This is a genomic window from Streptomyces sp. NPDC051582 (genome assembly GCF_040681715.1).
GTDB lineage: Bacteria > Actinomycetota > Actinomycetes > Streptomycetales > Streptomycetaceae > Streptomyces.
On record NZ_JBFAZJ010000057.1, the window covers coordinates 1 to 24,217 of the forward strand.

Below are 24,217 nucleotides of genomic sequence, written 5' to 3' on the forward strand. Positions count from 1 at the left end.
GGGAGGGGCGGATCACCGCCCCTCCCCGAAGGCACCCCCACGGTCACTTACGTTGCCTATTGGCCAAACGTGATGTACTTTAGCGCCTGCCCCTGCACGATCGAGGGCGCCGGCGCGGAGAGGAGCCGGCGATGCCGGTCACAGCTCGAGCTCGTTCCACCCAGGCCCCCACCTTCGGGGCCACGACTACGGCCTGCGGGTTCACTGCCGGTCCGACAAGGAGTATCAGTGATTCCCGCCGACGCCGATGAACTTGTGACCTCGCAGGACATCGCGACCAAGTACAAGGTCAACGAAGCCAACGTGGCCTACTGGGTCACGCTCGAGGGCTTCCCCGAGGGATGGCCGTCCGGTCCCGGGCGGACCCTGGTCCGCGACGCTGCGCTGGTGGACGACTGGCTGCGCGAGAACCTCCCGGTCTACTGGGCGCAGGGGCAGGACTCGGACAACCCGTACGGCCTGCCTGAGGGCGGTCCGAGGGACCTGGTGAAGCTGTCGGACATTGCCGCCTGGGAGGGCAAGGCCCTCGGGCGGAAGGAGCCGGTGCCCGAGGTCACCCTGCGGACGTACATCTCCCGGAAGAAGATGCCGGGGCCCGACCGCAAGCCGGGGGACGGGGAGCGGCCGGAGGTGACGGAACGCATGTGGTTCCGCGAGACGGCATACGAGTTCGTGAACCGACCTCGTCGCATGCGCCGCCAGAAGGCGTCTGAGGAGCCGGCGGTCGCTGAACAGGCCCCTGCAGGCGGCGAGAGCTCGGAACGTGCTTCGACCGCGCGGACGGGGTACGTCGATGCCCAAGCCATCGCGGGCACGTACAGCGTGAGCGGTCAGACGGCCAGGGGGTGGACCCGCGTTGAGGGGTTCCCCGAGGCCGGCGAGAACGGCTACAGCGCGGCCGAGGTGGACGAGTGGGTCCGGCACAACCGCCGACGTTCCTGGACCGCGGCCCAGCGTCGTACGGAACTGACGGGTCAGGCGTGGCCCGAGACGCCGGCAGCCGACTCCTCTGCCGACGTCCAGGTCGAGCCGGCGCCGGCGGATGAGTCGGTGGCCGAAGCCCGCGGTGAGCAGACGGAATTGACCGCGGAGATGATCGGCCCGCGGTATGGCGTCTCCGAGCGCACCGGGCTGCAGTGGATCAGCGTCAAGGAGAAGCGAGACGGCAAGAAGGTCATCCGCCGGGCCTTCCCGACGCCCCTGCGCACCCGTCCGCGCACGTATGCCGCGCACGCGGTCGACGCGTGGGTGAAGGAGCACCGCCCCCACGTATGGGCGGCCGCCAAGGGCACCGGACCGGCGTTGGTCAACCCGCTGCCTGAGGGCGACCCCCTGGACCTGCTGGACATCTACGACTTCGCCGAGGTGCTGGGCATGGCCACCCGCGGCGAACCCCTCGCGCGCGAGACCATCCACGCCTACCACGCCCGCGGGCAGGTCCCGTTCGCCGACCGGACGGCCGGGGACGGTGGAAAGCCCCGGGTCCTTCAAGACCACTGGTACCGCCGGACTGTCTACGACCACGTCCTCAGCCGCAGGGGGTCCGGCAACTTCGACGCCCGGGCGTAGCGGGACGGCGCGAGGCACGGCCGGGGGCTGGCGGGAAGCCGCCGGCCCCCATGGCGCGCGCTCGACCGGGCTCCGGGCCGCGCCGCAAGCGCGTCGCCCTGCCAGGGGGTCGGCCTGTCCGAAGTCCGGTCCCGGCGGGGGCCACGGGCTGCGCAGATGGCCCGGAAACGCGGAGCCCGTCGGCCATATGGCCGACGGGCTCCGGGTGCATCTGCATCTGGTCGTTGTGTCTGTCCTAGCGGGGCGCTGACGAGTTGACGGCGCACCGAGAGGGGCGCGGTCTCCGCCGGAGACCGCGCCCCTGGTTGCGGCGGTGCCACGCACCGTGCCGGAATCAACCGCGCTTGCGGAAGAAGAGGCTACGGCGGGGGCGGGGCTGCGGCTGGTACGGCGGCTGCCCCGCCAGTTCGTAGACGGCGTCGTGGAGCTGCGGGTGCGCCAGGAGGGTCCAGTGCTTGCCCAGGACCGTCCAGACTTCCGTCAGGGCGGTGTGTGGGTCCGTTCCCAAGAGTGTGCTGTAGGCCGCCGCCACGGCGGGTGTGCGCGAGCGGCCCGCGACGCAGTGGAGGAAGACGCGCTTCCCTTCCTTGCGGAGCCGGAGGACCTGGCGGGCCGCCTGGTCAAGGGCGTAGTGGAGGTTGGGGTTCTCGCCTTCCTTGTCGACAAGCCAGACGCGGACGTGCTCAGCGTCGATCCGGGAGAAGACCGGGTCCTGCCCGATGCGGCACAGGGAGACGACGGCGTCGACCGGCGGGGTGCCGGTGAACTCGGTCATCGGGAGGTTGCCGAGGATGACCCCGGGGTCCTCCGGGTGAGCCACCGTGAAGGCCGCACCCGCATAGCCGGGAATCTTGACGCGCGGGGCCGACGGCCAGCCGTCGCTGTCGTCGTCACCCTTGCGGGCGGTCAGGACGGCCAGACGGACGAGGTCGGGGCCGGACATCTTCGGCCAGCCGTTCACCGCCCGCTGCCAGTCGAGCGGGATGGCAGAGACGCCCCAGCGCGCCCCGAGAAGGGTGCCTGCGATCGCGGCCACGGTGTCGGTGTCGTTGCCCGCGCGGACAGCCGCCTCGGTGGCGAGCTGGAAGTGCTGTGCGGGGAATGAGTCGCGCTCCGGTGCCAGGTCGGGGACGGGCGTGCGGGTGATGGCGGACCACGCGGCCTGGAGGGCGGTGACCACGTACCCGTTCCGCTCCCAGTGGTGCGGCGGGTTCGCCTCGGCCTCGTCCAGCCTCGCGTGCCAGATCTCCTGCCGGTCTGCGGGAAGGAGCGCGACACCCTGGCGGACGCCGTCGAAGGTGCCTTCGAGTACCGCGACGCGGACGCCGGAGCACCACAGGATGCACGCCTCAGCGCACTCGGGGTCGGAGTGCGTGAGGGAGCTGATCATGATGGCTGCCCTGACCATTCCCTCGACGTCGTCCAGGTAGGCGAGGGCGACGATGCCGGTTCGCATGAGGGAGCCGTTGCCCGCGCTGAACCGGGTGCGGGCGGTGTAGGCGTCGGCTGCCGCCAGCATGGCCTGTGCGGGTGTCCCCGTCTTGTGGGCCTTCGCGGCGCCGAGCACGCTGCGGGTCTGGTTCCCGATGTCGCTCGCGCCGCCGTCACGCCAGCGGTGGAAGTTGCGGGCGATCTGGTCGAGCGCCCCGTCGCTGGTCAGGTCGGCGCCGGTAGCGGCGACTGCGGCGATGCACACGTGCATCTGCGTGTCGTCGGAATACTCGCCCGGCTTGTACGGGCCCAGGCCGCCGCCGATCATGGCGGGCTGCTCGTCGGCGGTCAGTCGGCGGCCGAACTCGTAGGGAACGCCCAGCGCGTCTCCGCACGCGGCTCCGAGGAGGACGCCGGCTGCGCGGTCGGTGGCGTGGACGCTGAGCGGGTGGGACGCCGGGATCGGGGTGGCGGCGGTGGAGTCAACGAGCTTCGTGTTCACGGGTGTTCTCCCGAGGTCATGTACCGCGTGGATGGTCTGAGGAAGGCAGTGGCGGGGAGCGCGGCATCAACTCGCCTGGCGCTCCAACCCGCTGTCGCTACGTCAGAGTGACACGACCCCACCTCTCTCGTCAACATGACGATTAGCGTTGCGTGTTATTTTTTTCGTGTGTACTGTGGTGGTTGTCGGAGGCGCTCATGCCGCTCCGTACGACGCGCCCCGTTTCCCTTCGCGGGCCCCATGTCAGCGCCACCGCCTGGCACCCAAAACCCTTTACATGCAAAGGAGTTCAGCCATGAACAAGGCCCAGCTCGTCGAAGCGGTCGCAGAGAAGATGGGCAGCCGCCAGCAGGCCGCCGACGCCGTCGACCACGTGCTCGACGCCATCCTCCGCTCCGTTGTCGCCGGAGAGCGCGTCTCCGTCACCGGATTCGGGGCGTTCGAGAAGGTCGACCGCCCGGCCCGGTACGCCCGCAACCCGCAGACGGGTGAGCGGGTGCGGGTCAAGAAGACCTCCGTTCCCCGATTCCGCCCGGGGCAGGGCTTCAAGGACCTCGTCAGCGGCGCGAAGAAGCTGCCCAAGGGCAGCGAGGTGGCCGTGAAGAAGGCCCCGAAGGGCAGCCTCACCGGCGGCGTTGCCCCCGCCACCACGGTGAAGAAGGCGGCTGCCAAGAAGGCCGCGCCGAAGAAGCCCGCCAAGGCCATCAAGTCGCTCGCCTGATCCCCTTCGCCGGACCCCCATCCCTCTGGCGTTTCCATCTCGACGGCCGGGCGCTGCTGCGCCCGGCCGAATCGGAGAGACCCCCTGATGACCTATCTCGTGATCGACGGCGCCCGCGTCGTCTCTGCTCACCGAACTCTGGCCTCCGCCCGCTCAGGGGAGGCGCAGGGGCTCGGGCACAGCACCGAACCCGGCCCATCGGTCGGCGGCGTACCGGCCTGGTGGGCAAGGCCGCAACCGAGCGGCGCGATGGCGGAGCTCGGCATCCTTCACACTGCCGCGACCGAGCTCGGTTTCCGCTTCGAGCTGCGCGCCTGCCAGGCGCCGGCCGGTTCCTGCACCCACCGGCCGTGCGCCACATATGCCACCTGGGCTGTCAGCCGCCAATACGGGCTCCTGAGCGAGCTGGCCGCGTTCGTGCCACTGTCCTGGATCTGGGTCGGCCAGCGTAGCGACGACCCCCGCGGCGACGCGCCGCAGTTCCTCACCGAGGGGCGGGCCCTCGTCGATCGTCTGGCGGCAGACATGCGGCAGCCTCTGCGCGCCGTCGAACAGCTGCCGGATGACACCCGGACTCTGGCGGAGCGAGCCCAGGCCGCCCACGCCCGTGCCGTCACGTTTCTGGCGCGGCACTTCGGCCCCGACTCCGAAACCGGGCGCGTCGTGGTCCGCCCGGTCCTTCACGGCCAGGACCTGCATCTGAGGCTGGACCCGTCAATTCCGGCGGACCTGGCCGTCTGCGGCACAGCGTTGCCAGGCCGCCGACGGGATGCCACCGGCGCCGAACTGGGCGCACGTCCCTGTGACCGGTGCTTCGGGCGCGCCCCCATCGTGCCGCCCCCCGTACTCGGCGCCGCCGAGTACGAGGCGTGGATCGCGTACATCCACCAGCCCGGCTCGTGACCGGCGAATCAGGGAGGAGTCACCTCGTGTCCGAGGCTCCAGCCACCGTCCTTGCCAGCTCGTCCAAACGTCTGGCGCTTCGCCTGCTCCGCCGCAGGCCCTTCTGCGCCGGCTACTTGACGCAGGTGATCGACCTCGCCATTCGGGAGGTGGTCCCCAGCCAGTTCGACGACCCCGACGAGCGGGAAGCGGCCCTAGTCCACCAGCGGCTGACCCGCTACGCCGCGAACGGGCAGCCCGGCTCCACCGAGCTGGCCCGCGCCATGCTGGCCGTCAGGCACGCCCTGGACCTCGTGCGGCACGGACACTACCGGGCCTCCGCCGTTCCCGAGAGCGGACCCGACACGACCGTCTCCGCGGAACAGCTGCTCGAACTGGTCACCGAAGCCGGCCGGGACCGAGTGCTCGCGGCGCAGGGGGGAGCCCTGGTCGTCTTCGCGGAGAACGAGGAGGTCAGCACCGTCTACCGACCGGTGTCCGCCGCCCAGGCCCATGCCCTGCGAAGGGCCGCGCGCAGTGCCAAGGAGGAGGCGATCCGCCTCCACGAGGGTGCCGTTGAGGTGCTGCGCCCGCATGTGCGCATGGCTGACTGGAGCAAGGACGACGGGTATGGAGTCGCCGTCGACGTGGTGCGCGACGGGGTATCGGTGCAGTGGTGGCCTGCTGCGGTGCCGGAGTCCCAGGCGCTGTGGGAGCAGGGAGGAATCCGCGCGCTGTGCGTGGCGCTGCTGACGGCCCGGTTCGCCGTGTCATGCGGCGATGAGGGAACACCCCACACCATTATGTTGCGTATCTAGATTTCAATGTGTAGTGTGTGGGTGTCTGGTCGATCGGCCGCCCTCTCCTTCACAGCCCGTACGTCGGCTTTCGCCGGCGCTGTGAGGGCGGCTGTCCGGCCGCTGCACCGCTGCGCGGCGAATCCCGCAGCCCTTCAACTCACCGCCCGGGCCACGAAGCGCCCGTCTCGTACTGGGAGACCGCCATGCCCCTGAGCAGCCCCCAACCGCGCCGGACGCCGCCCCTCGACTCGCTCAGGGAGCTGGTGCCGGGCGCCGAGCTCGTCAAGGTCCGCGCCAACCCGAACAACTGGAGCCAGGCCGAGCTCCTCGCCGCCTACACGTGGCCGCAGCACCAGGGCGAGCGCTTGGTCTCCTTCGGCAACGGCAATTGCTCGGACAACGCGCCCCACACGCACCACACCGCGCTGACGATCGGAGAGTTCCTCGACCAGTACCGGCACCTCCCGGTCGTCCGATTGCTCCAGGCCAGCGACTCCGCCTACACCTTCCTGGTCGAACTCGCCCGCCCTTCCTGGGAGCTCGCCGGTGGTGATCCGCAGTGAGCGCCCCGGCGATTCCCGCGGCGTGCGCACACCGTCCCACCCATGGCGGCCTGGTCGTCCCGTACGTCTCGTTCGAGCACAACGGCCTGCCGGTCTTCGGCGGCCTTCACTCGGGCAAGCGCGCCCGGGCCTTCGAGAACAGCCTGTGCCAGATCTGCGAACGGCCGCTGGAGCGGTGGTTCTACGTGCTGGTCCGCCCGCAGGACGTGAGCGTCGGGTCCGCGCCGGAACCGGCACTCCACCCGCCGTGCCTGATGTATGCGGAGAAGGCGTGCCCGACGCTCAACGGCACGAGCGCCACCTACCGTCCGGGCGGCGTCATCTCCCGGCATCCGGCGGGCCGTCCGTGCGACGACCCGGCCTGTTCCTGCCCCGTCACGGCCCCCACCGCGGAATCCCAGGTGCGTGCCGGGCGCAAGGCCGACGACTGGGACGCCTGGATGCTCTCGGCGGACCAGTACGCGCTGCGCCGGGATGACCGCGGCGGTGCCGTGGGCATCCAGCTTCCTTCCGACCCGAAGCGCATCCGCCGCGTGCGGGTGTCCCCCGAGCGCAAGCGCGCCCTCGCCCTGGTGGCGGCGCTCCAGGCACTCGACATCTAGCGCTTCCACTTCTACGCCCGGCGGGCCCACCCGTGACCGCCGGGCTCTGCCACCTACGAGGATGACCATGCTCGCTGAACGCTTCCGCCCCTCCGACATCGAGAGCCTGGTGCGCATCGCCGGCACCCTGGCCCACTCACCGGCCGCAGCCGAACTGCCGTCGCCCTACCGTGAACTCGCCCAGCGCGTTCACGCCCAGATCGTCTCCGAGGCCGGCGGCCGTCGGTCCCCGGCCATCTCCGCCATCCTGGGACCTCGCCCGGGCGAGCAGGTCTGGATGCTGCGCATCTGGACCCGCCACGAGGACTCCACGGCGCCGTACGCCACCGAGGGCGCTGCCCTCGCGGAGCTCGCCACGCACGTGCGCAGCAACTGGGCCAACGTGGGCGGCCAGGGCAACGTGCCCGATGAGCCTCCGGCCAATGACGCCGAGGCGATCGACCTCTACTACGGAACCGACGGCAACGCGGTGCCCGATCAGGGCTTCGAGCTGTATTCCGAGGAGATCGGACGGCCCCAGCGCTCTCGGATCGTTCCCCTGAACTTCGCCTTCCCCGACGCCGTGACGGCCGAGGGCCTCAACCGCGGTGCCGTCTTCTACGCCGCCGATGACGACGGACCCTCGTGCATCGAGGTGGCCGGTGTGCTCGTCTTCGGCTACGTGGACGCCGAGGACGGTGTCGTGCGGGTCTCGGTCCACCTCGACAGCGCCGACCCCGAGCACGTCGTCCGGCCGGACGGGACCGTACCGCTGCGCGTCGTCGTCGAGGACACAGTCGTCCTCGACGACCACAGTCACCACCACGCCCCGCACCCCACCGTGTTGGAACAGCTCCTGGACGCTGCCGACACGGAGCAGAGGGCCGCGATCTCCTCAGCGGCAGTCTCGGCGGGGCTGATGTGGAGCTGTCCGGACTGCCGGTGGCCCAACCCGAGGGCGACGGAGGAGTGCGAGCGCCCAGGCTGCGGACTCAAGGTCACGGCTGCGGCGATCGGTGCGCAGGCGGCAGCACTCTCCGCGGTGCCGACTCTCGCGCTGGAGGGCCCGCGATGAGCGCCAAGGCCAAGTCCTACCCGCCGGCGCCCCAGCACCTCCGTGCCGCATGTGCCCATCCGTCGGGGCACCTCACGTCACACGGCAGCCGCACCACGCTCCAGGTCTACCTGGACGACGGCCTGGTCTACCGCAACGACGGCGACGATTTCCGGCTACCGGCGGAGTTGGCGCAGGCGCAGGGCGTCGGACCGTACTTCATCACCGGCGCCGGGCGGCGGGCGATCCTGAACGACTCCCAGCTGGCGGCCGTCGACTCCGCCGACGAGGACGGCGCGCTGCGGGACGTCAGCTGGCCGACCGCCGCAGCCCTCGCCCGTCTCGCGCTCGTCGAGTACCGGGACGCCGACGGCGCCCCGCAGCCCACCGACGGCGACGACGGCCGTACCGGCCCGAAGCACCGGCCCTTCCTCACCCCCGCGGGCCTCGACGCCGCACGCGCCGCGAAGTCCCAGCCCTGATCCCCCTCTCCCTCGGCGGGTGCGGCCCTCCCCGGCCGCACCCGCCCCTCCCCCACAGGTACGCCCATGACTTCCCTCGCCCTGTTCGAACCCGACCTCGACAAGGCCGGCCCCGCAACGCAGTACTCCGGCGTGCCGGCTCCTGCCGAGGTCGCCTCCACGGACGCTCTGGAATCCTTCCGCGCGACGACGCACAAGTCGCTCAACTTCGGTCTCGGCGTCGACTCGACGGCGCTGGCCCTGGCGATCATCAACGATCCGACCGCCTTCGGGGTCGCCAAGGACTTCTCCGACTTTTCGATCGTGACGGCGATGACCGGGTTCGAGTTTCCCGACACGATCGCCGACGTCGAGAACCACGTCCTGCCGCTGCTGCGGGGGAAAGGCATCCGGTACACGCAGGTCGCGCGCGCCGGCCACCTGGAGTCCGCCGGCGTCCAGGTCCTCTCCGACACCACGAATCCCGGCAAGGTCTTCGACCGCGGCCAGTGGACCCTCATGGACGAACTGGAGGCCAACGGCACCGTTCCGCAGTACGCGGGCGGGCACAAGTGCGCGCAGAAGTTCAAGGCCTTCGCCATTGACGATCTTCAACTGCGGGAGGCCGGCGGTCAGACGGTCGGCAAGCTGTTCGGCTACAACGCCGACGAGCGCAAGCGCGCGGTCAAGGCCAACAAAGCCCAGGCCGAGCGCAACGAAAAGGCCGGCCGCCAGACCTTCGCTCTGGACTACCCGCTGCTCCGGCTCGGCTGGGGCCGCAAGGACGTGCAGGGCTACGTCAAGGACCACCTCGGGATCGACATGTCCAAGTCGTACTGCCCGGTTTGTCCGTTCTCTGGGGTGTGCTCGCCGCAGCCGGACCATCTGAAGCGGCTGCGGAAGTACCCCGACCTCGCGGCGCGGGTGCTGCGCCTGGAGTACGTGTCGATGGCCCTGAACGACAACAGCTCTCTCTACAAGGACGACACCCTGTTCAGGCGGGTCACCGACGACCAGAACACCGAGGCGCTCGGCCAGTTCGATGCCCGGCTCGACGAGGAGCCGTGGGCGGTCTACCGGGTGCAGCGCGTCTACACCGCCGGCCGCCGGCCCGAGTGCAAGACCGATCACGGCGACCGGTGCGCCAAGCCCGAATGCCGAGACAACGGCATCAAGGGCACCGTCTACCGGTCGGTGAAAACCGTCCGCACCGGCAGCCGCACCGAAGCCGGCACCTTCCTGACCACCGCGGCCACGGCATTGAACCGCCCGGTCGAGCACTCCACGGACGCCCACGGCGCCGGCATCGCCCGCGTGCGCACCCGCGTCCGCCCGGACTCCAAGACGTACGGGACGGCCGAGGACTTCTACGTGACCGCCCCCGCCGGCGTGCAGGACAAGGCCCGTCCTGCCTTCGCCGAGGTCTGGGCCGCGATGACCGACAGCCAGTAGCACCCGACCCCTGCGAGGAAAGATGACCACCCGCACCCTGCCACCGGGCGCCTACGACAAGCTCACCGCCACGGTCACGCGCGACACCGGCGACCGGCGCACGGCCGCCCTCTGGATCCACGCCTCGGCCCTCGCCCGGCACGCCCACGACCACGTCCTGGCCTACGACCGCCCTCCGGGCCCGGGCGGCCTGCTGAAGTCCCTGGAGAGCCTCGCCAACAGCCACCACGCGCTCGTCCCGCTCTCCGATCCGGCCGTACTGCCACTGTGGGAGCAGCCGCTCGGCGCGGCCGCCTGGGCCGCCATCGAGGAGTTCTGGGACCGGCACCCCGCCCTGGAAGGTGAGCACCGCGTGGACGGCTACGCGCTCGGCGACACCTACCAACTGCTGTCCGAGGAGGCCCGCAAGGGGCGCGCCCTGTGCCAGACCCCGCCTTGGGTCGCCCGTCTCCTGCTGCGCCTGTCACTGGAGCCGGCGATGGAGGAGTGGGGGCTGGCCGACGTCCGGATGATCGACCCTGCCTGCGGGACCGGGCACATCGCCGTCGCCGCGTTCCACATGGTCCGCGTCCCGCCGATCCGCGGCCGCCGGCCCGCTCCGGTCGGGCACGGGCCGCGGGCCGTCGAGCGGGCGCTCGCCGCGGTGTCGGGTGTGGACCTCGACGCGTACGCCGCCGCGCTGACCGCCTACCGGCTCTTGGCGAGTTCGGCGCACGTCCTCGGCGTGAGCCTGGACCGCGTCCCGGCGTCGTGGCCCGTCAACGTGGCCGCCGCCGACTCCCTGCTGGACCGCACCGAGCCCCTGCTGGCTGCCGGCGCCTACCACGCGTGCGTGGCCAACCCGCCGTACATCACCCCGAAGGACCCCACCGTCCGCGACCAGGTCCGCGCCGCATACCCGCAGGTGGCGGCCGGCAAGTACTCACTGGCCCTGCCCTTCACCGCGCTGATGCTCGAGCACCTGGCCGTCCCGGGCGGCTTCGTGGCGCAGCTGACCGCGAACTCGTTTATGAAGCGAGAGTTCGGCAGGCGGTACGTCACCGAGTTCCTGCCCCGCTTCGACGCGCGCTGGATCATCGACACATCCGGGGCCTACATCCCGGGCCACGGGACGCCCACCTGCATCCTCGTCCACCGGGCCCGTCCGCCGGTCGGCGACACGGTCACGGTGATCCGGGGCAACCGCGGAGAGCCCCACGTTCCGGAGGATCCCGCGCGAGGGCTGGTCTGGAGAGCGATCGAGGACGCGGTCGACAGCCGACTGGCCTGGGACCGATTCCAGGCGGGTGCGGACCTCGCCCGGTGCGGTGGGGGCAGCACTCCATAGAATGTTGTGTATTGCCGTTTCAGTGTGTACTGTCATTCTCAGGTCGGGCCAACGCCCCGCCACATCAACCCACTTGACGAGCGCCGCTCCAGGCGTCGCGCCGTCTCAGCGCATCGGGGGACCGAGAGAGATGAAACGGAACAAGCCGCTCATAAAGCACCGCAAGGCGGGGACGCAGTACCGGCGGCGGAGGCTGTATGCGTGGGGAGAGCGCGCCTCCTCGTCCTGGGCGCTGGCGGTGCCCCAGGCGTTCACCGGGACCAGCCAGACCGTTCTTGACATGACCGGAGCGGCGCCCGCGGGCACAGACGAGTCGTCCCCCGACAGCCCGCGCTACGGCCCCGTGCTGCGCTGGCGGCTCGAACGCGGCGACCAGCCCCAGTTTGTCTACGGCGTCCAGGTCTGGGGGCGGTACCGGGGCGAGAGCCCGTCGGACTACGGCAAGCGCATCGCAGACGGATTCCGGCTGTGCCTCCCCATCTCGCCGGACGTCTACCACGTGTTCGTCGCGAAGCGACCGGGATGCGCACGCGGGACGCAGTGTCCGCTCACGCGGCACTGGTACACGGCCATCGAGGCCGACCTGTCGACCCACCGGTCGGATTGGTGCCCGATGGCCGTCCTGAATGACGGCGCGCCCTGGCGCCTGATCGGCCGGACCGTCCCTGACGGCCGCCACATCCACTGACGTACCTCGGCACAGCGCTCCGGGCCGTCCGGGCAGCTCCCCCGCTCCGGTCGGCCCGGCCCCGGCCGAATCCGGCCCCGGTCCAGCGTGACCGAGCCCGCCGTTGAGGACCCCTCCGGCGGCCCACAACCAGAGGCGACGTACTGCGCCTCGCGTCACCCCCAGGAGCCTCCATGAGTACCACTCGCACGCGCCTGTCCGGCATCACCCTCCGGGACGCGGTGCCCACCGACGCCGACGCCGTCATGCGGCTCCTCGCCGACGTGAATCCCGACGATCCCAACGCGTTCGAAGAGGTCCGGCCGAACCTGTCCCTGCCGCAGGAAGGGCCCCTCTCCCACTTCCGGGCCCTGATGGTCGTGGCCGAAAGCGATGAAGGCGAGCCACTCGGCGTCCTCCTCGGAGGCGCGCCGCTGTGGCTCTTCGACCACCCCGGCATCGACGTGCCGCTGGCGCACGATCTGGCGGAACGAATCGCGATCATCACCGCGGTTGCCGTGGAACCCGATCAGCGCGGGCGAGGCATCGGCGCCGAACTCATCCGGCATTCCGTACGCCGCTTCACACGCGCCGGCTACGGGGTGCTGACCCTCAACTGCTTCCCGGAGCTGGAAAGCTACTACCAGGGTCTCGGCTTCTCGATCATGAACGACCTGAACGTGGCCCTCGGCCCCCTGAGCGCGGTCGGGCACCGTTGGGGCGACACCCGGGTGGCCGCCCGGCCCCTGGACCGATACACAACCTTCGTCGACGTCCCGGGCCTTCCCTCGCCAGTTGTCTCGGGCGTCCTCCCCAACACCCGCATGGCCCGTGGGGCGTACTTCGACGGGGAGCAGTTTTGCGCCTGACCCGATCACGGCCCGGGAGGTCCGCCCTCCCGGGCCGCAGAATTCACGCACGGGGTGCAGGCGTCGGCCAGCATCCAGAACGAAGGAGGAACTGATGCCGGTTGTCGACGGGAAGAGCCCGAGCCCATGGGGCCGTTGGGCGCTCCGCTGGGGCGCGCCGAGTGCAGCCGTCGCCCTGGTCAGCGTGTGGGTGCTGGAGCCCGGCAGCGTTGTGGGCGCGATCATTACAGCCGGAGTGGCGCTGGGGGCGCTGTTGGTCTTCGTCGGCACGATGCCCCGTCGGCAGCCGCCTGGAGAGCTGCGAGCGCGCAGGGATGCCGGCGGGAATGAGTAGAGCGGCTCCGCGCCGCCACGGGTTGCGCTGAGCGCTCGAACTAGGTGGAGGGCGGGGACGGCTGACTGACCAGCCCCGCCTTCACCAGCTCCATGATGTTGCTTATTCTCTTTTCATTGTGTAGATTAATGACATCGCTGGCGGGTCTTCAAGTCCACGCCGAGCCCACCCCGTTGCCGTTCAGGAGCCCTCCCATGCCTGTTGTCGTCGCCCATGAGGTCGCCGCCGCCCTTCTCGCCTACCGCCAGAGCAGCAACGACATCTGGCTGACCCTTGTGGACGTCACTACCGACCTGATGCACCTGGCCAGCCACATGCGGGCCGACTTCGAGCGCTGCCTCGACGGCGACGCCAGGGCGCGCCTCGACGAACGGCCGCTGGCCGCCATGCCGAACCTCGCCCCGTCCGTCGAGCCGATCACCAACACCGACGACTCGGCCGCCGAAGACCACCTCTTCGACAACTACGTGCACGCGAGCGACGCCGCTGCTGCCCTCCGCGTGCACATGGCAGACGACGCCTACCCCACCTTCTCGAAGGCGCTGTACGTGCTGCTCAACGATCTGCGCTCCTACACCCATGGCCTCGGCTTCGACTTCGACGAGGTCATGCGCGCGGCATCACAGGCCCACCGAGTCGACCAGCGCAAGGCCAAGTAGCACCACAAGCCCCCGGCGGCACCGATGCCCTCGGTGCCGCCGCCCCGACAGACATCCCGCCCGGAAGGACCTCCATCATGACCACGCCCCTGATCCCCGCCCCGGCTCGGTCTGGCCGCGGCTCGATACGCATGCACCTCGACCGCGGCGAGCACCCCGCGACCCGGGCACCGCTTCTGGGCACCGATCTCGACAACCCCTCCGCCGTCTGCGGAGGGTGCGCCAACAAGGTGTTCAAGCAGCTCAAGGGCGGCCGAGAGCGTCTCAAGTGCGGTCTTCTGCCCCGCGGAAGCCGCGGGCTGCGCGGCCCCGATCTGCGGGACTCCATGCCCGCGTGCGTGAAGTACACCGCCGCGCCGAGCGCACTGCGGAACGCCTGAAAGCCGAGTAGCCCGACCCGACCGGCAACGCCTCTCCGTCTTGCCGCCACCCACGGCGGCACGGTGGGGCACAGCCCAACATCACCTCAGCCCGCTCTCAACGACCCGGGGAACTCACGCCGATGACTGTGTACTTCACGTTCATACCGTCGCGCCGAAAGAAGCCGGCCGATCTGACCGCGATGGAGTTCGCCCCAAACCAGGAAGTTCCCGAGCGGGCACTTAAGCGCCGCGTGTCACACCACCACGGCCCGACCTATTACGACGGCGTCAAATACGGCACGCCGCTCGCCGACAGTCCGGTCGAAGACTTCCCCGACGCAGACCCCAGTGCGTATCTGCTCGTGTGGAGGCGCTCCGCCACCCAGGTCGCGCCGAAACGGGGCGAAGCACCCGACGAGGTGTGGACCCTCACCCCGCGCGGCCGGGTGGTCAAGAACTCCGCCGACGCGACTCGGTGACGGTAGCGAGCCTCTAGGTCCGGCATCCGCCCCCGCGCACGCCGCAAGCCGCAGGTCCGAGCCCCTGAGCTCCGCAACTCCACGTCTCCATGCGTGCAGTACGCCGCCCGGCACACGAGCGAGTACCTGATCGCCCTCGTCTCCCAGGAATGAGCCTCGCACCCCAAGTCGGGGCGCGTGCAGGCCACCGCAGGGGCTGGGCTCGCTCAGACCCCGCACCCCCAACAACACCCGCCCTCACCCTTCGGAGGCGTGATCATGCTGCCCGGCCTCGCCCAGCACATCGACTTCCAGCCCGCCCACAACGACTACACCCGCGGGTTCCTCGTGGTGAACAAGGCCAGCCCCACCGTGCACGGGTACGTGTGGGAACACACCCTCTCGGACGGCTCGACCACATGGGTCGCCCAGCCCGATACGGCCAACGACGCCTCGCGCATCCCCGGATTCCAGTCCCGAGAGTGGGCCGGCGAGTTCCTGTACGAACGCGAGTGGCCCAAGTTCATCCATCGCGAGGACGCCGCGGCCCATGCCCTCCCGCAGTCGGGATGCACCGAGCACGCGCCGTGCGGGACGTGCTCCCTGTGCGAGCCGGATCTGTCCCGCCGCGGAGTCCTCTGAATGCGCCGGGTGCGGCCGCTCGCACGGCACCACCCGTCACCACAACGTGCAGGCCCGGGGGGCCGCGGACGGTGCGTTCCCGCCCGCGGCCCTGGCCCTGCCCTCCTATTCCCGACCAGCAGACCCACCTACGCCCTGGAACCCACATGTCCGTAGACACCGCCGCCCTCGTGATCGAGGCCGTTGACCAGGTACACACCCACAACGCCCGGAGCTGCGCCGATCCAAGCTGTGCCCGGCACGCTGGCACGGCCGACTGTCCCCCGATCACCGTCAGCCGCAGCCCCGGTTCCGTCCTCGGCGAAGCGGTCGCCGAGGCCTGGCACGCCGCCGGCGGCAGCCGGCTGGACATCCCCGCAGGGGTCGTCGCCGCCCTCGCCCTGTGGCCCCAGAAGTCCCCAGGCGCCGAGGCCGCCGACACGATCGCCGCATACATCGCCGCACAACCCCCGCGCGTCCTGGTCCGCGGCCTGGCCGAGAGCGCCAACTACTACTGGCGCCTTCGCCCCGACCTGTGGACCACCGCCCGCCCGCTGTTCGACTGGACAAGAGAGGACCTCCACGACACACACCTCGCGGGCGTCCGGGCCGTGACCCGCGCAGCGCTGCGCCACGGGGTCCTCCAGCACACCGGAGACACCGACCCCGCCGAACGGTCCCGGATCGACCTGCTCTCCTGGGTCATCACGAGCCTGCGCCACCACCACTCCCGGCGCAGCCTCGGCGAGTACCACACCCCGCCCGATGTCAGCCGCCTGATCGCCGCGATGCTGGCCAACGACGGCAGTTCAGAAAAACGGCCCCACCAAGGCGGCGAATGGGCTCTCGAGCCGACCGCCGGGACCGGAGGGCTCTTCCGTTCCGCCGCGCAGGAACTGCGCCGCGACGGCGAGGACCCAGCCGAGCGCAGCTGGGTCATGCTCGAACTCGACCCCCTCGCCGCCGCCGGAGCCGCCGTCAATGCCCTCGTCTGGGAACTGGGCCCCCGGGCGGTCGTCGGCTGCGGAGACGTCCTCGCACAACCTCGCCTTGCCGAGGAAACCCTCGCCCAGGCGCGCGACATGGCCCGCCACCGCGACGACGTCATGAAGATGATCCGCTTCGCGATCGCCACACGCACCACCGACCAGCTGCTGGACGCCCTCACCTCCAGCAGGTAGCCGACCGGCCCGGCCCACTTCCGTGGGCCGGGTCGAAAGGAAGAAACGTGGTCCAAGTGCACGACCACACGGAGGGCCAGGCCGTCACTCAGGCGCTGCGCGCCGTCCTGCCCATCCCCAGCCGGACCCGCGTGTACATGCCGGCCTGTGGATGCCCTGACGCCGAGGGCTGTCTGAGCTGGTACATCGACACCGAGACTCGGTCCTACGAACTCGAACTCGCCCCCGCAGGAACCCACCTGCGGCACGTCCAGGTGACCAGCCGACCGCTCGTCGGCGACGGCACCACCTGGAGCGAGGACTTCCTCGTCCCCGGCACCCCGGACGACTGGGCGCAGCCCCTCGCGCGTCTCGTCGCCCGGCTCACCCTCTCCGACCGCAGCCCCCTCTCACTCGACTGAGCCTCCCAAGGGATCACCGTGCCCAACCACACCCCCATGACCGGCTGCCTGCCCGCCTTCGGCCGGCACCGCGGCTACCCACCCCGCGACGGGTGGCTCCGCAAGGTCTACCTCGCCCTGCTCCAGGACCACGCCGCCCTGCGCCGCCCCGACGCGACCGTCGTGCTCGGAGTCGGCAAGAGCATGGTCCCGGCCATGTCCTTCTGGTCCCAGGCCTTCGGACTGGCCGCCCGGCACGGCCGGGACCTGGTGCCCACCGACCGTGCCCACTGGCTCTTGGACGAGAAAGCCGGAGCAGACCCCTTCCTTGAGCTCGACACCAGCCTGTGGCTGCTTCACTGGTGGCTCGTGAGCGCCGAACGGTGCCATGTGCCCAGCTGGCGCTACCTCTTCGGGTACTCCCCGATCAGCCGGTACAGCCGCGCAGAACTGCAGGGGCGCCTTATGGCGGCCGCCGAAGCCTCCGGCCATAGGAGCCCGGCCCGATCGGTGGTCGCCGCGGACATTGCCTGCCTGGTCAGCATGTACGCGCTCCGGGACCGCGCCGCAACGGGCGTCGAGGACGAACTCTCCAACCCTTTCCGCACACTGCACCTGCTCGACCCCGAACCTCCCGCTGGTGGAGTTGCCGGCCGAAGCCACGGCGTGGCCGTCCGCCGCACCGCCGGCCGCCGCTGCCCCGACGTCGTCCAGCTGTACGCGAGCCTGGACTTCGCCGCCCGCACCGCAGGTCCCGCACCCGGCTCCATCAGCCTCGCCCGTCTCGCCTCCGATCCCCTTGGGCCGGGCAGGCTTTTGCTCACCGGCAACGACGACCTCCGCCGGGCCGTGCACAGGGTCGCCGGCCGCCATGCGGATCTGGCCGTTGTGCAGTCCGGCGACGGGCAGGAGACCCTCGCGTACTCGCGCGGGCCCGCTCTCATCGCCGAGGAGGTCCTGGCCACCGCTTACCCCGCCCTGCAGCCTGACGCCGGCCGCGCGTGGGGGTAGTTCGCTGCTCGGTCCCGGTCCTGACGGCTTCCGCCCTCGCCGCCGGGATCCGAACCGACGCCCCGATGGCACCCTGACGCCCGGGGCACACGACCCAACTCGACGTTGCATGTTCTTGTTCCACTGTGTACTGTGATCTCAGTTGGTGGTGCTCGCCCCTCGGCTTGAGCGTCCCACCCCTTCCCTACCGACGAGATCAGGAGACACTCATGCGCATCAAGACCGGTGAGCAGCACCAGGGTTGGACCGTGGTCGACCAGGCGCGGCGCGAGTGGCGCGGCTCCTTCGAGGGTGTGTGGCTCGGCGTAGACGAGTCCACGGGGCACTGGATGGTCGGCCGCCAGCACGACGGGCAGTCGATGGATGACGGCTTCGACACGACCGGCAACTGGTCCGCGTCCCGGCTCTTCCGTGAGGACAACGAGTACCTGAACATGCGCCGGGCCCTGGCGGCGTACGACGAGGAGGCCAGGAACGCGAGCGATGTCTGGAACGGAATGTGGGACCAGCGCGCCCACGAAGCCGTCGCCCGGCACCTCGCGCACCGCGTCCCGTTCCCGGCCCCGCTCCAGCTCTCGGCCGGATGGATCGGGCGGGGCCTGAGCGACTCCCACTCGCCGATGGGGGCGACGATTCCGCTCGACGGGCCGATGGCCAAGTACGAGTTGATCCGCTACCTCCAAGGTCAGACCCGGTTCGACGAGACCGTGACGGAGGCGGGATCGGTCTCCGAGCAGGAGGCGTACCAGCTGATCATCAACGCGACGGGGCCGATCCTGGTCGTGTGCCGGGGGGTGAAGTTCTACCTCAGCAAGTAGGCCGGACGGCATGTGAGGCGCGGGGCCGCGAGCACCGCGCCCGTGCCACCAGCCACCCACCCGACGCACCGAAGGCGAGGACGCTGCCCCCTTGGGCAGCGGAGAAGACATGGACCACAAGAACCTCATCGGCCACGACGGCGCCGTTCACGAGGGTCTGCTCAACAGCCACACCGGCTTTCTGATTGACGTGGCCTGCGACGCGGGCCGGTACTCGGTCGTCCACCACTACGAGCACCTGGACCCGGCGCGCGTCACCGACGCACCGCTGTCCTGCCCGGCGTGCGTCGCCGCGAGTCCGCCCGCCGCCGGGTCCCTCCACCGCGGGCGTCTGGCTCACCGGTACGCCGAGGACGTCCTCACCCGCGCCGACAGCCGCGGATATCCGCCCGGCCTGGACGACGAGGCACTGCGCCTGGCGTTCGTGGCACTCGCGGTGGAGGCGCCGCCTTCCCGGCGCCTCTACGCGCTGATCAGAGAGCACCTGGCCGACATGCTGACCGATCGTGCGCTGGCCGTGCCGGAAGGGATCCCGCAGGTCCTGGTGCCCTACACGCGGTACACCGGCGGCGAGGTCCAGGCTCCGGTCGGGCCTGGGGACCGCCTCATGCGCGACGGCGTCGCCAGCGGCCACTTCCCGATCGTCCAGGTCGAAGCGGTCGAGAAATCACCGACCGGCGTCACCGTCACCGTCCGGGAGAAGGACTGGCGCCCGTTCACGTGGTCCGCGCAGGAACTCGGCCGGTGCTTCTTCAAACTCGACCGAGCGCCGCTGCCCGCCGCCGAGCGCTGACCGGCCCTCGGGACTCCACCCGGCTCCGCCGTCACCGGCCGCAGGGGGCCGGGCACCCACTGCTTTCGCGGCGGCCCCCTGCCCCGCGGGGTGCGCTGAGACAGCCGCCCGCCCCTGGCGCAGCTCCACCACCGCGCGCCCGGCACCTTCACACCCCGGCCCTTCACTCGCCGCCTTCACTCCGCGCCCCGGCCGCGCTCCCCCGCCGCCGACCACCCGACGCACCCGCAAGTCGTACGTCACCTCTCCCCGCCTCGTCTCATGGAGCGCTCCGTCATGCCCTCAGCCGATTTCGACCCGCTTGTCGCCGAGGAACAGCTACTCGCTGCGGCACGCGCGGGGATCCGCTCGATCACGCACGCCACCGGAACATGTACAGCCCAGGACCTCTCGGAACTTCTCGCCCAGCAGCTCCGCGCCGGCCTGCTCCACCAGGCCCTCCCCCTCCCGGGATCCTCGGGCCCCGGTAAGCTAGACGTCGAAGCCGTGGTTCAGGCGAACTACGAGCTGGAGACCACCATCCACGGCCGGGCCGCCCAGGTGCGCTTCACGCCGGGCCTTGCCCAGAGCGGTGTGGCTCACGGGGAGCACATGGACGTGCGGGCCGCCGTGTCGCTCACGTACCGGGTCAGCCTCCAGTTCGAGTGCGCCGTGGTCAGCACCGACCGCGGCCAGAGCTGGTCCCCGGCCCTCACCAGCGCCCGCCGTCCTTGGCTGACGTCTGCCAAGAACCTGTGCACTGAAGTCGGCAAGCAGGTGACCGCCCTCATGCACACCCCCGCCCACAGTCCGGGCCTCGCACCGGTCATCGACGCGGCACGGCTCGTCGCAGCCACGCGGGCCCTGACCCGGCTCCGTGTCGCGCAGGGCGACCTCGCCTTCGCGGGGTCCCGCACCGTCGCGGCCCGGGCCGTGTTCGAGCGGTACGGCTGCGGGCCCGGCGACGCAGCCCGGCTCCACGCGCGTCTGTGGGAGCTCGCGGCCGCGCAGAACAAGGGCCTCGTCGGTTGGTGAGCCCCGCCCTCCGCGCCGCGCGGAGTCCGCGCGGCCGCACCGCCCCCACCCAATGCCTTGACGTTCGGAGAGGTCATGCCCCTTCTCGTTCCAGCACAGCCCGCACAGGCGGCACCGCCGCTGCCGACGTTCTGGCTCGGCGTCCATCGCCCGCACTGGCTCAAGGAGAGCCGCGTGCCGATGTTCGTGTCGAACCGTCAGCTCGCCCGCGTCAAAAGCCTTCCCCGTGCCGGCCACCCGTGGGCGCTCGACAGCGGCGGCTTCACGGAGATCACCAAGTTCGGCGAATGGCGCACGACCCCGCAGCAGTACGTGCAGCAGATCCGCAGGTACAGGGATGAGGTGGGCCGGCTGTCCTGGGCCAGCCAGCAGGACCTCATGTGCGAGGACGACGCGCTGCGCATGACCGGCCTGACGATCGACCAGCACCAGGACCTCACCGTCGCGAACTTCCTGACCTTGCGCGAACTCGCCCCCGAGCTTCCGATCATCCCCGTCGTCCAGGGATGGCTTCGTCCCCAATACGCCCGGTGCGTCGAGAAGTTCGCGGCGGCAGGCGTCGATCTGACCAAGGAACCCCTCGTCGGCGTGGGCAGCATCTGCCGGCGGCCCAGCACCTTCACGGCGAGCTGGATCCTGGAGGACTTGCACGCCATGGGCTTGAGGCTGCACGCCTTCGGCTACAAGAAGTCCGGACTGGACATCTCGTGGCGGCACGTGGCTTCCGCCGACAGCATGGCGTGGTCGAAGGGCGGCCGGTTCGAGCGGACCTGCGGCACGCACAAGAGCGAGGCCAACTGCCTGCCCTACGCGCTGCGCTGGCGCGAGGACCTCCTGGGCCACCTGGCCGCGGTCTGGGAGGCGGCGTGAACGGGATGCCGGTCATGCCCAGCGCCGGTGAGCTGCGGGCGATGGTGGCCGGCGATCCGCGAGGCTATGCCCAGCGGTGGTCGTTCGGCGTACCCAGCTGGCGGCACGCCTCGGAAGGAGGCTTCCGCAGGGCTCGCTACGAGGTCGTCCGGATCGACGAGCAGACGGCGCGCCGCTACGTCACCTCACAGCACTATCTCTCCGGATGGCCCGCGGCCATCCACCGCTTCGGGATGCTGGACACCGAGGCCGTGCCCGGCCCAGCCGATCAGACCGTGCACGGGCACGTCCTGGTCGGAGCCGTGGTGCTCGCCTCCCCGATGAACGAGCGGGTGCTGACCGTTCCCTACCCCGGACTTGCTCCGTACGTGGAGAGCGCCGAACTGGCCCGACTGATCGTCAGCGCCTCCGTTCCGGCCAACGGTGAGACGTTCCTAGTGTCCCGAGCCCTGCGGCTCGCGGCGGAGAGCGGGGTGCGCGGGGTCGTCTCCTTCGCCGATCCCATGCCGCGCCGGCGGGTCACCGGCGAGGGTGTGGTGATCGGCTCCCCTGGCCATCTCGGCATCGTCTACCAGGCGCTCGGCGCCCGGTTCACGGGCCGCGGCACCGCCCGGTCCCTGTGCTTCCTGCCCGACGGGTCCGTACTCAGCGCACGGTCAAAAGCCAAGGTCACCGGCCGGGAGGCTGGCAGCGGCGGGGTCGTCCGCCGCCTCGAACTTCTTGGGGCGCGGCCGCTGCGGCCCGAGGAGGAGCCGGCTCGCTGGCTGGCCGAGATCCTGCCGGCGATCGGCGCCCGCGCCGCTCGTCACCCCGGCAACCTGCGGTACCTGCTGCCCGCTGCGCGGACCCGGGCCGAGAGGTCGAGGACGGTCTTCGGGATGCCTTCGCTTCCGTACCCGAAGTGGGCGGATGACCGTCGCCCGGCCTGATGCGTTGCGTATTGCTATTTCAATGTGTAACGTGATGACTGTGATCGAGCGACGGCTTCGCTCTCACCGACCGCACTCTTCGAACCTCACCCAGAGGACAACCGTGGACATCCCCATCACAGCACGCAAGGCCGCCCGCATCGCCGTGGCGCGGAACGCCGGGATCAACATGAATCCCGTCCGCGAGTGCACCAACGCGGACCGCGCGGCGTGGGCCAGCGAGGCGCTGGAGGCGTACAACCAGCACGCCCCGACGACGCTGTTGCCCGTGCCCGAGCGGACCGAGCGCGTTCGGCTCGGCGTCCTTGCGGCCGAAGCCATGGCCCAGGTCGCCTTCAACCACCCCGGCGACCAAGTCGTCGACGACCAGGAGAGCGCCGACCGCGTGATCGGGGATCTGGTCGCGCAACTCTTCTGCCTGACAGACGGGCGGGTCAGCTCCCGGGACCTCTACCAGGCCGCCGAGGAGCTGCGCAGCGAGGCGTACCCCGTCCACCTCACCGCTGTGTGCGCCGTCGTCGCCGCCGGAGCGGAGCGAGAGGCGGGGATGCTCGCGGCGCTCTTGGACGCGGCCCAGTCCTTCGGGTGCGACGTCCCCGGCTTGGTCGCCAGCGCCCGCGACTACTTCGAAGACCTCAAGGCCGAGGAAGCCGATGCAGCGAGCAGCTGAGCCGACGCCGCACCCCGAACTGACCCGCTGGGCGGACTGTCCCGCCAGCGCCCGCCGCCCCAGGAAGGGACCCCCATGGACACGACGATCCCCACCACCCACGCTCAGCAGTACTGGTACCTCGTGACCCTCGGGCGCGACGCGCTGTTGCGCGAACTCGCTCCCTTCAAGCTCTCCGAGGCCCTTACCCACGACCCGCTCGCCCTCGCCGGACGATGCCTCACCGCCGACCCGATCGGGTTCCCCGAAGCCCATCAGGCGGCCGAACGAGCGCTGGCCCCGCTGCGCGCCGCCCGGACGTTCACCGCCACCATCACCGACGAGGACACCACCGTGGAGCACACCGGCGTCGTGCCGGTCCTGGGCGAACGCCAGGCCGGAAACGTCACCGGCCTGTACGCCGAACTCCTCCTCTTCGAACACAGCACGCTGCTCAACAAGGCCGCCTACCGTCTGTCCCGTATGCCCGGAGACCGGACCTGGGTCGTCGACAGCGACTTCCAGCCCAGCGGCCACCCCGGAAGGTTGCAGTCCTTCGGCTCCAGCCGCCTGGGACGCAAGCGGACCCTCCTGCCGCCGCTCGTCGCCGAACTCGACCGCCTCATCGCGCAGGGGCCGGGAGACGCGACGTGACGCTGTACGGCATCCCGCCCGCCGGAATGCGCCGCGCCATGGCGCCCGAAAGCGGGCGGGACCACGCCCACGCCATAGCCGACGCCGCGCATGCCTGGTGGACGTCCAACCGCGGCGGCTCCAGCGACCGGGCTATCGCGGTGGGCACCCTGGCTGGGCTCGCTCTGTCCGCCCCCTCGCGGCCGGACGGCCCCGACTACGGCCCGCTCCTGCTCCCTCTGAACGACGAGCAGCTCATCGACGCACTTCGGGCCGGCTGGAACTCCTTCTGGACGTACGACCCGGACCTGACCGAAGCCGCCCGCCCACTCCACGACTGGCTCTCCCACCCCACCGAAACCGACATCCGCGGCCTGTCCGACTACGCCCGGGTCCTCGTCCGCGCAGGGCTGCTGGAGTACTGCTCCGACACCGCCCGCGCCGAGTCCGACGACATCCTCGGCCTGCTCATCACTCGAATGCGCAGCTACAGCGAGCGGCAGTCGACCGGCGAGTTCTTCACCCCGGCCGTCGTTATCTCTAGTCCTCTACAGATCTCTGGCACATGAGTGCTGAGCTTCGTTTCCCATGCCTCTGAAAGGTATCTACTAGGTGTCTGGAACCTC

At 70.6% G+C, this 24,217-nt stretch carries 27 protein-coding genes and 1 pseudogene; 27 read left to right on the forward strand and 1 reads right to left on the reverse strand.

Annotation, left to right across the window (positions count from 1 at the left end; translation table 11 throughout):
- The first annotated feature begins 228 nt into the window (after positions 1-228).
- A complete protein-coding gene (locus AB0M92_RS37590) occupies positions 229-1,569 on the forward strand; it encodes a hypothetical protein (RefSeq protein WP_366106877.1) in 1,341 nt (446 codons plus the stop codon).
- 334 nt (positions 1,570-1,903) lie between these two features.
- On the opposite strand, the gene AB0M92_RS37595 is transcribed toward AB0M92_RS37590, so the two are convergent.
- The gene (locus AB0M92_RS37595) at positions 1,904-3,502 is read right to left on the reverse strand and encodes an ADP-ribosylglycohydrolase family protein (RefSeq protein ID WP_366106878.1); all 1,599 of its coding nucleotides are present in this window, start codon (positions 3,500-3,502) and stop codon (positions 1,904-1,906) included.
- A gap of 295 nt (positions 3,503-3,797) precedes the next feature.
- Between AB0M92_RS37595 and AB0M92_RS37600 the strand changes: the two are divergent.
- The 26 genes and pseudogenes from AB0M92_RS37600 to AB0M92_RS37725 all read left to right on the forward strand — a co-directional run.
- Positions 3,798-4,181: pseudogene (locus AB0M92_RS37600) on the forward strand (HU family DNA-binding protein); the annotation flags it as partial.
- A gap of 129 nt (positions 4,182-4,310) precedes the next feature.
- Positions 4,311-5,126 (forward strand): hypothetical protein, encoded by an 816-nt coding sequence (locus tag AB0M92_RS37605; protein WP_366106879.1) that lies wholly within the window; start codon positions 4,311-4,313, stop codon positions 5,124-5,126.
- Positions 5,127-5,152: 26 nt separating this feature from the next.
- Positions 5,153-5,923, forward strand: coding sequence for a hypothetical protein (locus tag AB0M92_RS37610; protein WP_366106880.1), 771 nt, complete (start codon positions 5,153-5,155; stop codon positions 5,921-5,923).
- Positions 5,924-6,108: 185 nt separating this feature from the next.
- A complete protein-coding gene (locus tag AB0M92_RS37615; protein ID WP_366106881.1) occupies positions 6,109-6,468 on the forward strand; it encodes a hypothetical protein in 360 nt (119 codons plus the stop codon).
- Positions 6,465-7,070 (forward strand): hypothetical protein, encoded by a 606-nt coding sequence (locus tag AB0M92_RS37620; RefSeq protein ID WP_366106883.1) that lies wholly within the window; start codon positions 6,465-6,467, stop codon positions 7,068-7,070. The genes AB0M92_RS37615 and AB0M92_RS37620 overlap by 4 nt, the downstream gene beginning before the upstream one ends.
- A gap of 67 nt (positions 7,071-7,137) precedes the next feature.
- Positions 7,138-8,124 carry a hypothetical protein gene (locus AB0M92_RS37625; RefSeq protein WP_366106884.1) on the forward strand — a complete coding sequence of 329 codons (987 nt, stop codon included), beginning with the start codon at positions 7,138-7,140 and terminating at the stop codon, positions 8,122-8,124.
- A complete protein-coding gene (locus tag AB0M92_RS37630; protein ID WP_366106885.1) occupies positions 8,121-8,585 on the forward strand; it encodes a hypothetical protein in 465 nt (154 codons plus the stop codon). Before AB0M92_RS37625 ends, AB0M92_RS37630 begins: the two co-directional genes overlap by 4 nt.
- A gap of 66 nt (positions 8,586-8,651) precedes the next feature.
- Positions 8,652-10,016, forward strand: coding sequence for a hypothetical protein (locus tag AB0M92_RS37635; RefSeq protein ID WP_366106886.1), 1,365 nt, complete (start codon positions 8,652-8,654; stop codon positions 10,014-10,016).
- A gap of 22 nt (positions 10,017-10,038) precedes the next feature.
- Positions 10,039-11,343: a DNA methylase gene (locus tag AB0M92_RS37640; protein WP_366106887.1), complete on the forward strand. Its 1,305-nt coding sequence runs from the start codon at positions 10,039-10,041 to the stop codon at positions 11,341-11,343.
- Positions 11,344-11,473: 130 nt separating this feature from the next.
- Positions 11,474-12,031 (forward strand): hypothetical protein, encoded by a 558-nt coding sequence (locus AB0M92_RS37645; protein WP_366106888.1) that lies wholly within the window; start codon positions 11,474-11,476, stop codon positions 12,029-12,031.
- Between the two features lie 173 nt (positions 12,032-12,204).
- Positions 12,205-12,879: a GNAT family N-acetyltransferase gene (locus tag AB0M92_RS37650; RefSeq protein ID WP_366106889.1), complete on the forward strand. Its 675-nt coding sequence runs from the start codon at positions 12,205-12,207 to the stop codon at positions 12,877-12,879.
- 528 nt (positions 12,880-13,407) lie between these two features.
- Positions 13,408-13,872: a hypothetical protein gene (locus AB0M92_RS37655; RefSeq protein ID WP_366106890.1), complete on the forward strand. Its 465-nt coding sequence runs from the start codon at positions 13,408-13,410 to the stop codon at positions 13,870-13,872.
- A gap of 77 nt (positions 13,873-13,949) precedes the next feature.
- Positions 13,950-14,252 carry a hypothetical protein gene (locus tag AB0M92_RS37660; protein ID WP_366106891.1) on the forward strand — a complete coding sequence of 101 codons (303 nt, stop codon included), beginning with the start codon at positions 13,950-13,952 and terminating at the stop codon, positions 14,250-14,252.
- A gap of 122 nt (positions 14,253-14,374) precedes the next feature.
- Positions 14,375-14,713 (forward strand): hypothetical protein, encoded by a 339-nt coding sequence (locus AB0M92_RS37665; protein WP_366106892.1) that lies wholly within the window; start codon positions 14,375-14,377, stop codon positions 14,711-14,713.
- Positions 14,714-14,971: 258 nt separating this feature from the next.
- Complete coding sequence (locus AB0M92_RS37670) at positions 14,972-15,334, forward strand: hypothetical protein (RefSeq protein WP_366106904.1); 363 nt, start codon at positions 14,972-14,974, stop codon at positions 15,332-15,334.
- 146 nt (positions 15,335-15,480) lie between these two features.
- Positions 15,481-16,494: an N-6 DNA methylase gene (locus tag AB0M92_RS37675; protein ID WP_366106893.1), complete on the forward strand. Its 1,014-nt coding sequence runs from the start codon at positions 15,481-15,483 to the stop codon at positions 16,492-16,494.
- Between the two features lie 47 nt (positions 16,495-16,541).
- Entirely contained in the window at positions 16,542-16,895 is a 354-nt protein-coding gene (locus AB0M92_RS37680) for a hypothetical protein (RefSeq protein ID WP_366106894.1), read from the forward strand.
- Between the two features lie 18 nt (positions 16,896-16,913).
- Positions 16,914-17,885, forward strand: coding sequence for a DUF4007 family protein (locus tag AB0M92_RS37685; protein WP_366106895.1), 972 nt, complete (start codon positions 16,914-16,916; stop codon positions 17,883-17,885).
- 209 nt (positions 17,886-18,094) lie between these two features.
- On the forward strand, positions 18,095-18,703 hold the full coding sequence (locus AB0M92_RS37690; protein ID WP_366106896.1) for a hypothetical protein: 609 nt from the start codon (positions 18,095-18,097) through the stop codon (positions 18,701-18,703).
- Between the two features lie 109 nt (positions 18,704-18,812).
- Positions 18,813-19,496 carry a hypothetical protein gene (locus AB0M92_RS37695; RefSeq protein ID WP_366106897.1) on the forward strand — a complete coding sequence of 228 codons (684 nt, stop codon included), beginning with the start codon at positions 18,813-18,815 and terminating at the stop codon, positions 19,494-19,496.
- A gap of 276 nt (positions 19,497-19,772) precedes the next feature.
- Positions 19,773-20,510 carry a hypothetical protein gene (locus AB0M92_RS37700; protein WP_366106898.1) on the forward strand — a complete coding sequence of 246 codons (738 nt, stop codon included), beginning with the start codon at positions 19,773-19,775 and terminating at the stop codon, positions 20,508-20,510.
- 75 nt (positions 20,511-20,585) lie between these two features.
- Positions 20,586-21,380 (forward strand): hypothetical protein, encoded by a 795-nt coding sequence (locus AB0M92_RS37705; RefSeq protein ID WP_366106899.1) that lies wholly within the window; start codon positions 20,586-20,588, stop codon positions 21,378-21,380.
- Positions 21,381-21,394: 14 nt separating this feature from the next.
- The gene (locus AB0M92_RS37710) at positions 21,395-22,309 is read left to right on the forward strand and encodes a hypothetical protein (protein ID WP_366106900.1); all 915 of its coding nucleotides are present in this window, start codon (positions 21,395-21,397) and stop codon (positions 22,307-22,309) included.
- A gap of 103 nt (positions 22,310-22,412) precedes the next feature.
- A complete protein-coding gene (locus AB0M92_RS37715; RefSeq protein WP_366106901.1) occupies positions 22,413-22,979 on the forward strand; it encodes a hypothetical protein in 567 nt (188 codons plus the stop codon).
- 75 nt (positions 22,980-23,054) lie between these two features.
- A complete protein-coding gene (locus AB0M92_RS37720) occupies positions 23,055-23,612 on the forward strand; it encodes a hypothetical protein (protein WP_366106902.1) in 558 nt (185 codons plus the stop codon).
- Positions 23,609-24,160, forward strand: coding sequence for a hypothetical protein (locus tag AB0M92_RS37725; protein ID WP_366106903.1), 552 nt, complete (start codon positions 23,609-23,611; stop codon positions 24,158-24,160). Before AB0M92_RS37720 ends, AB0M92_RS37725 begins: the two co-directional genes overlap by 4 nt.
- Positions 24,161-24,217: the final 57 nt, after the last annotated feature.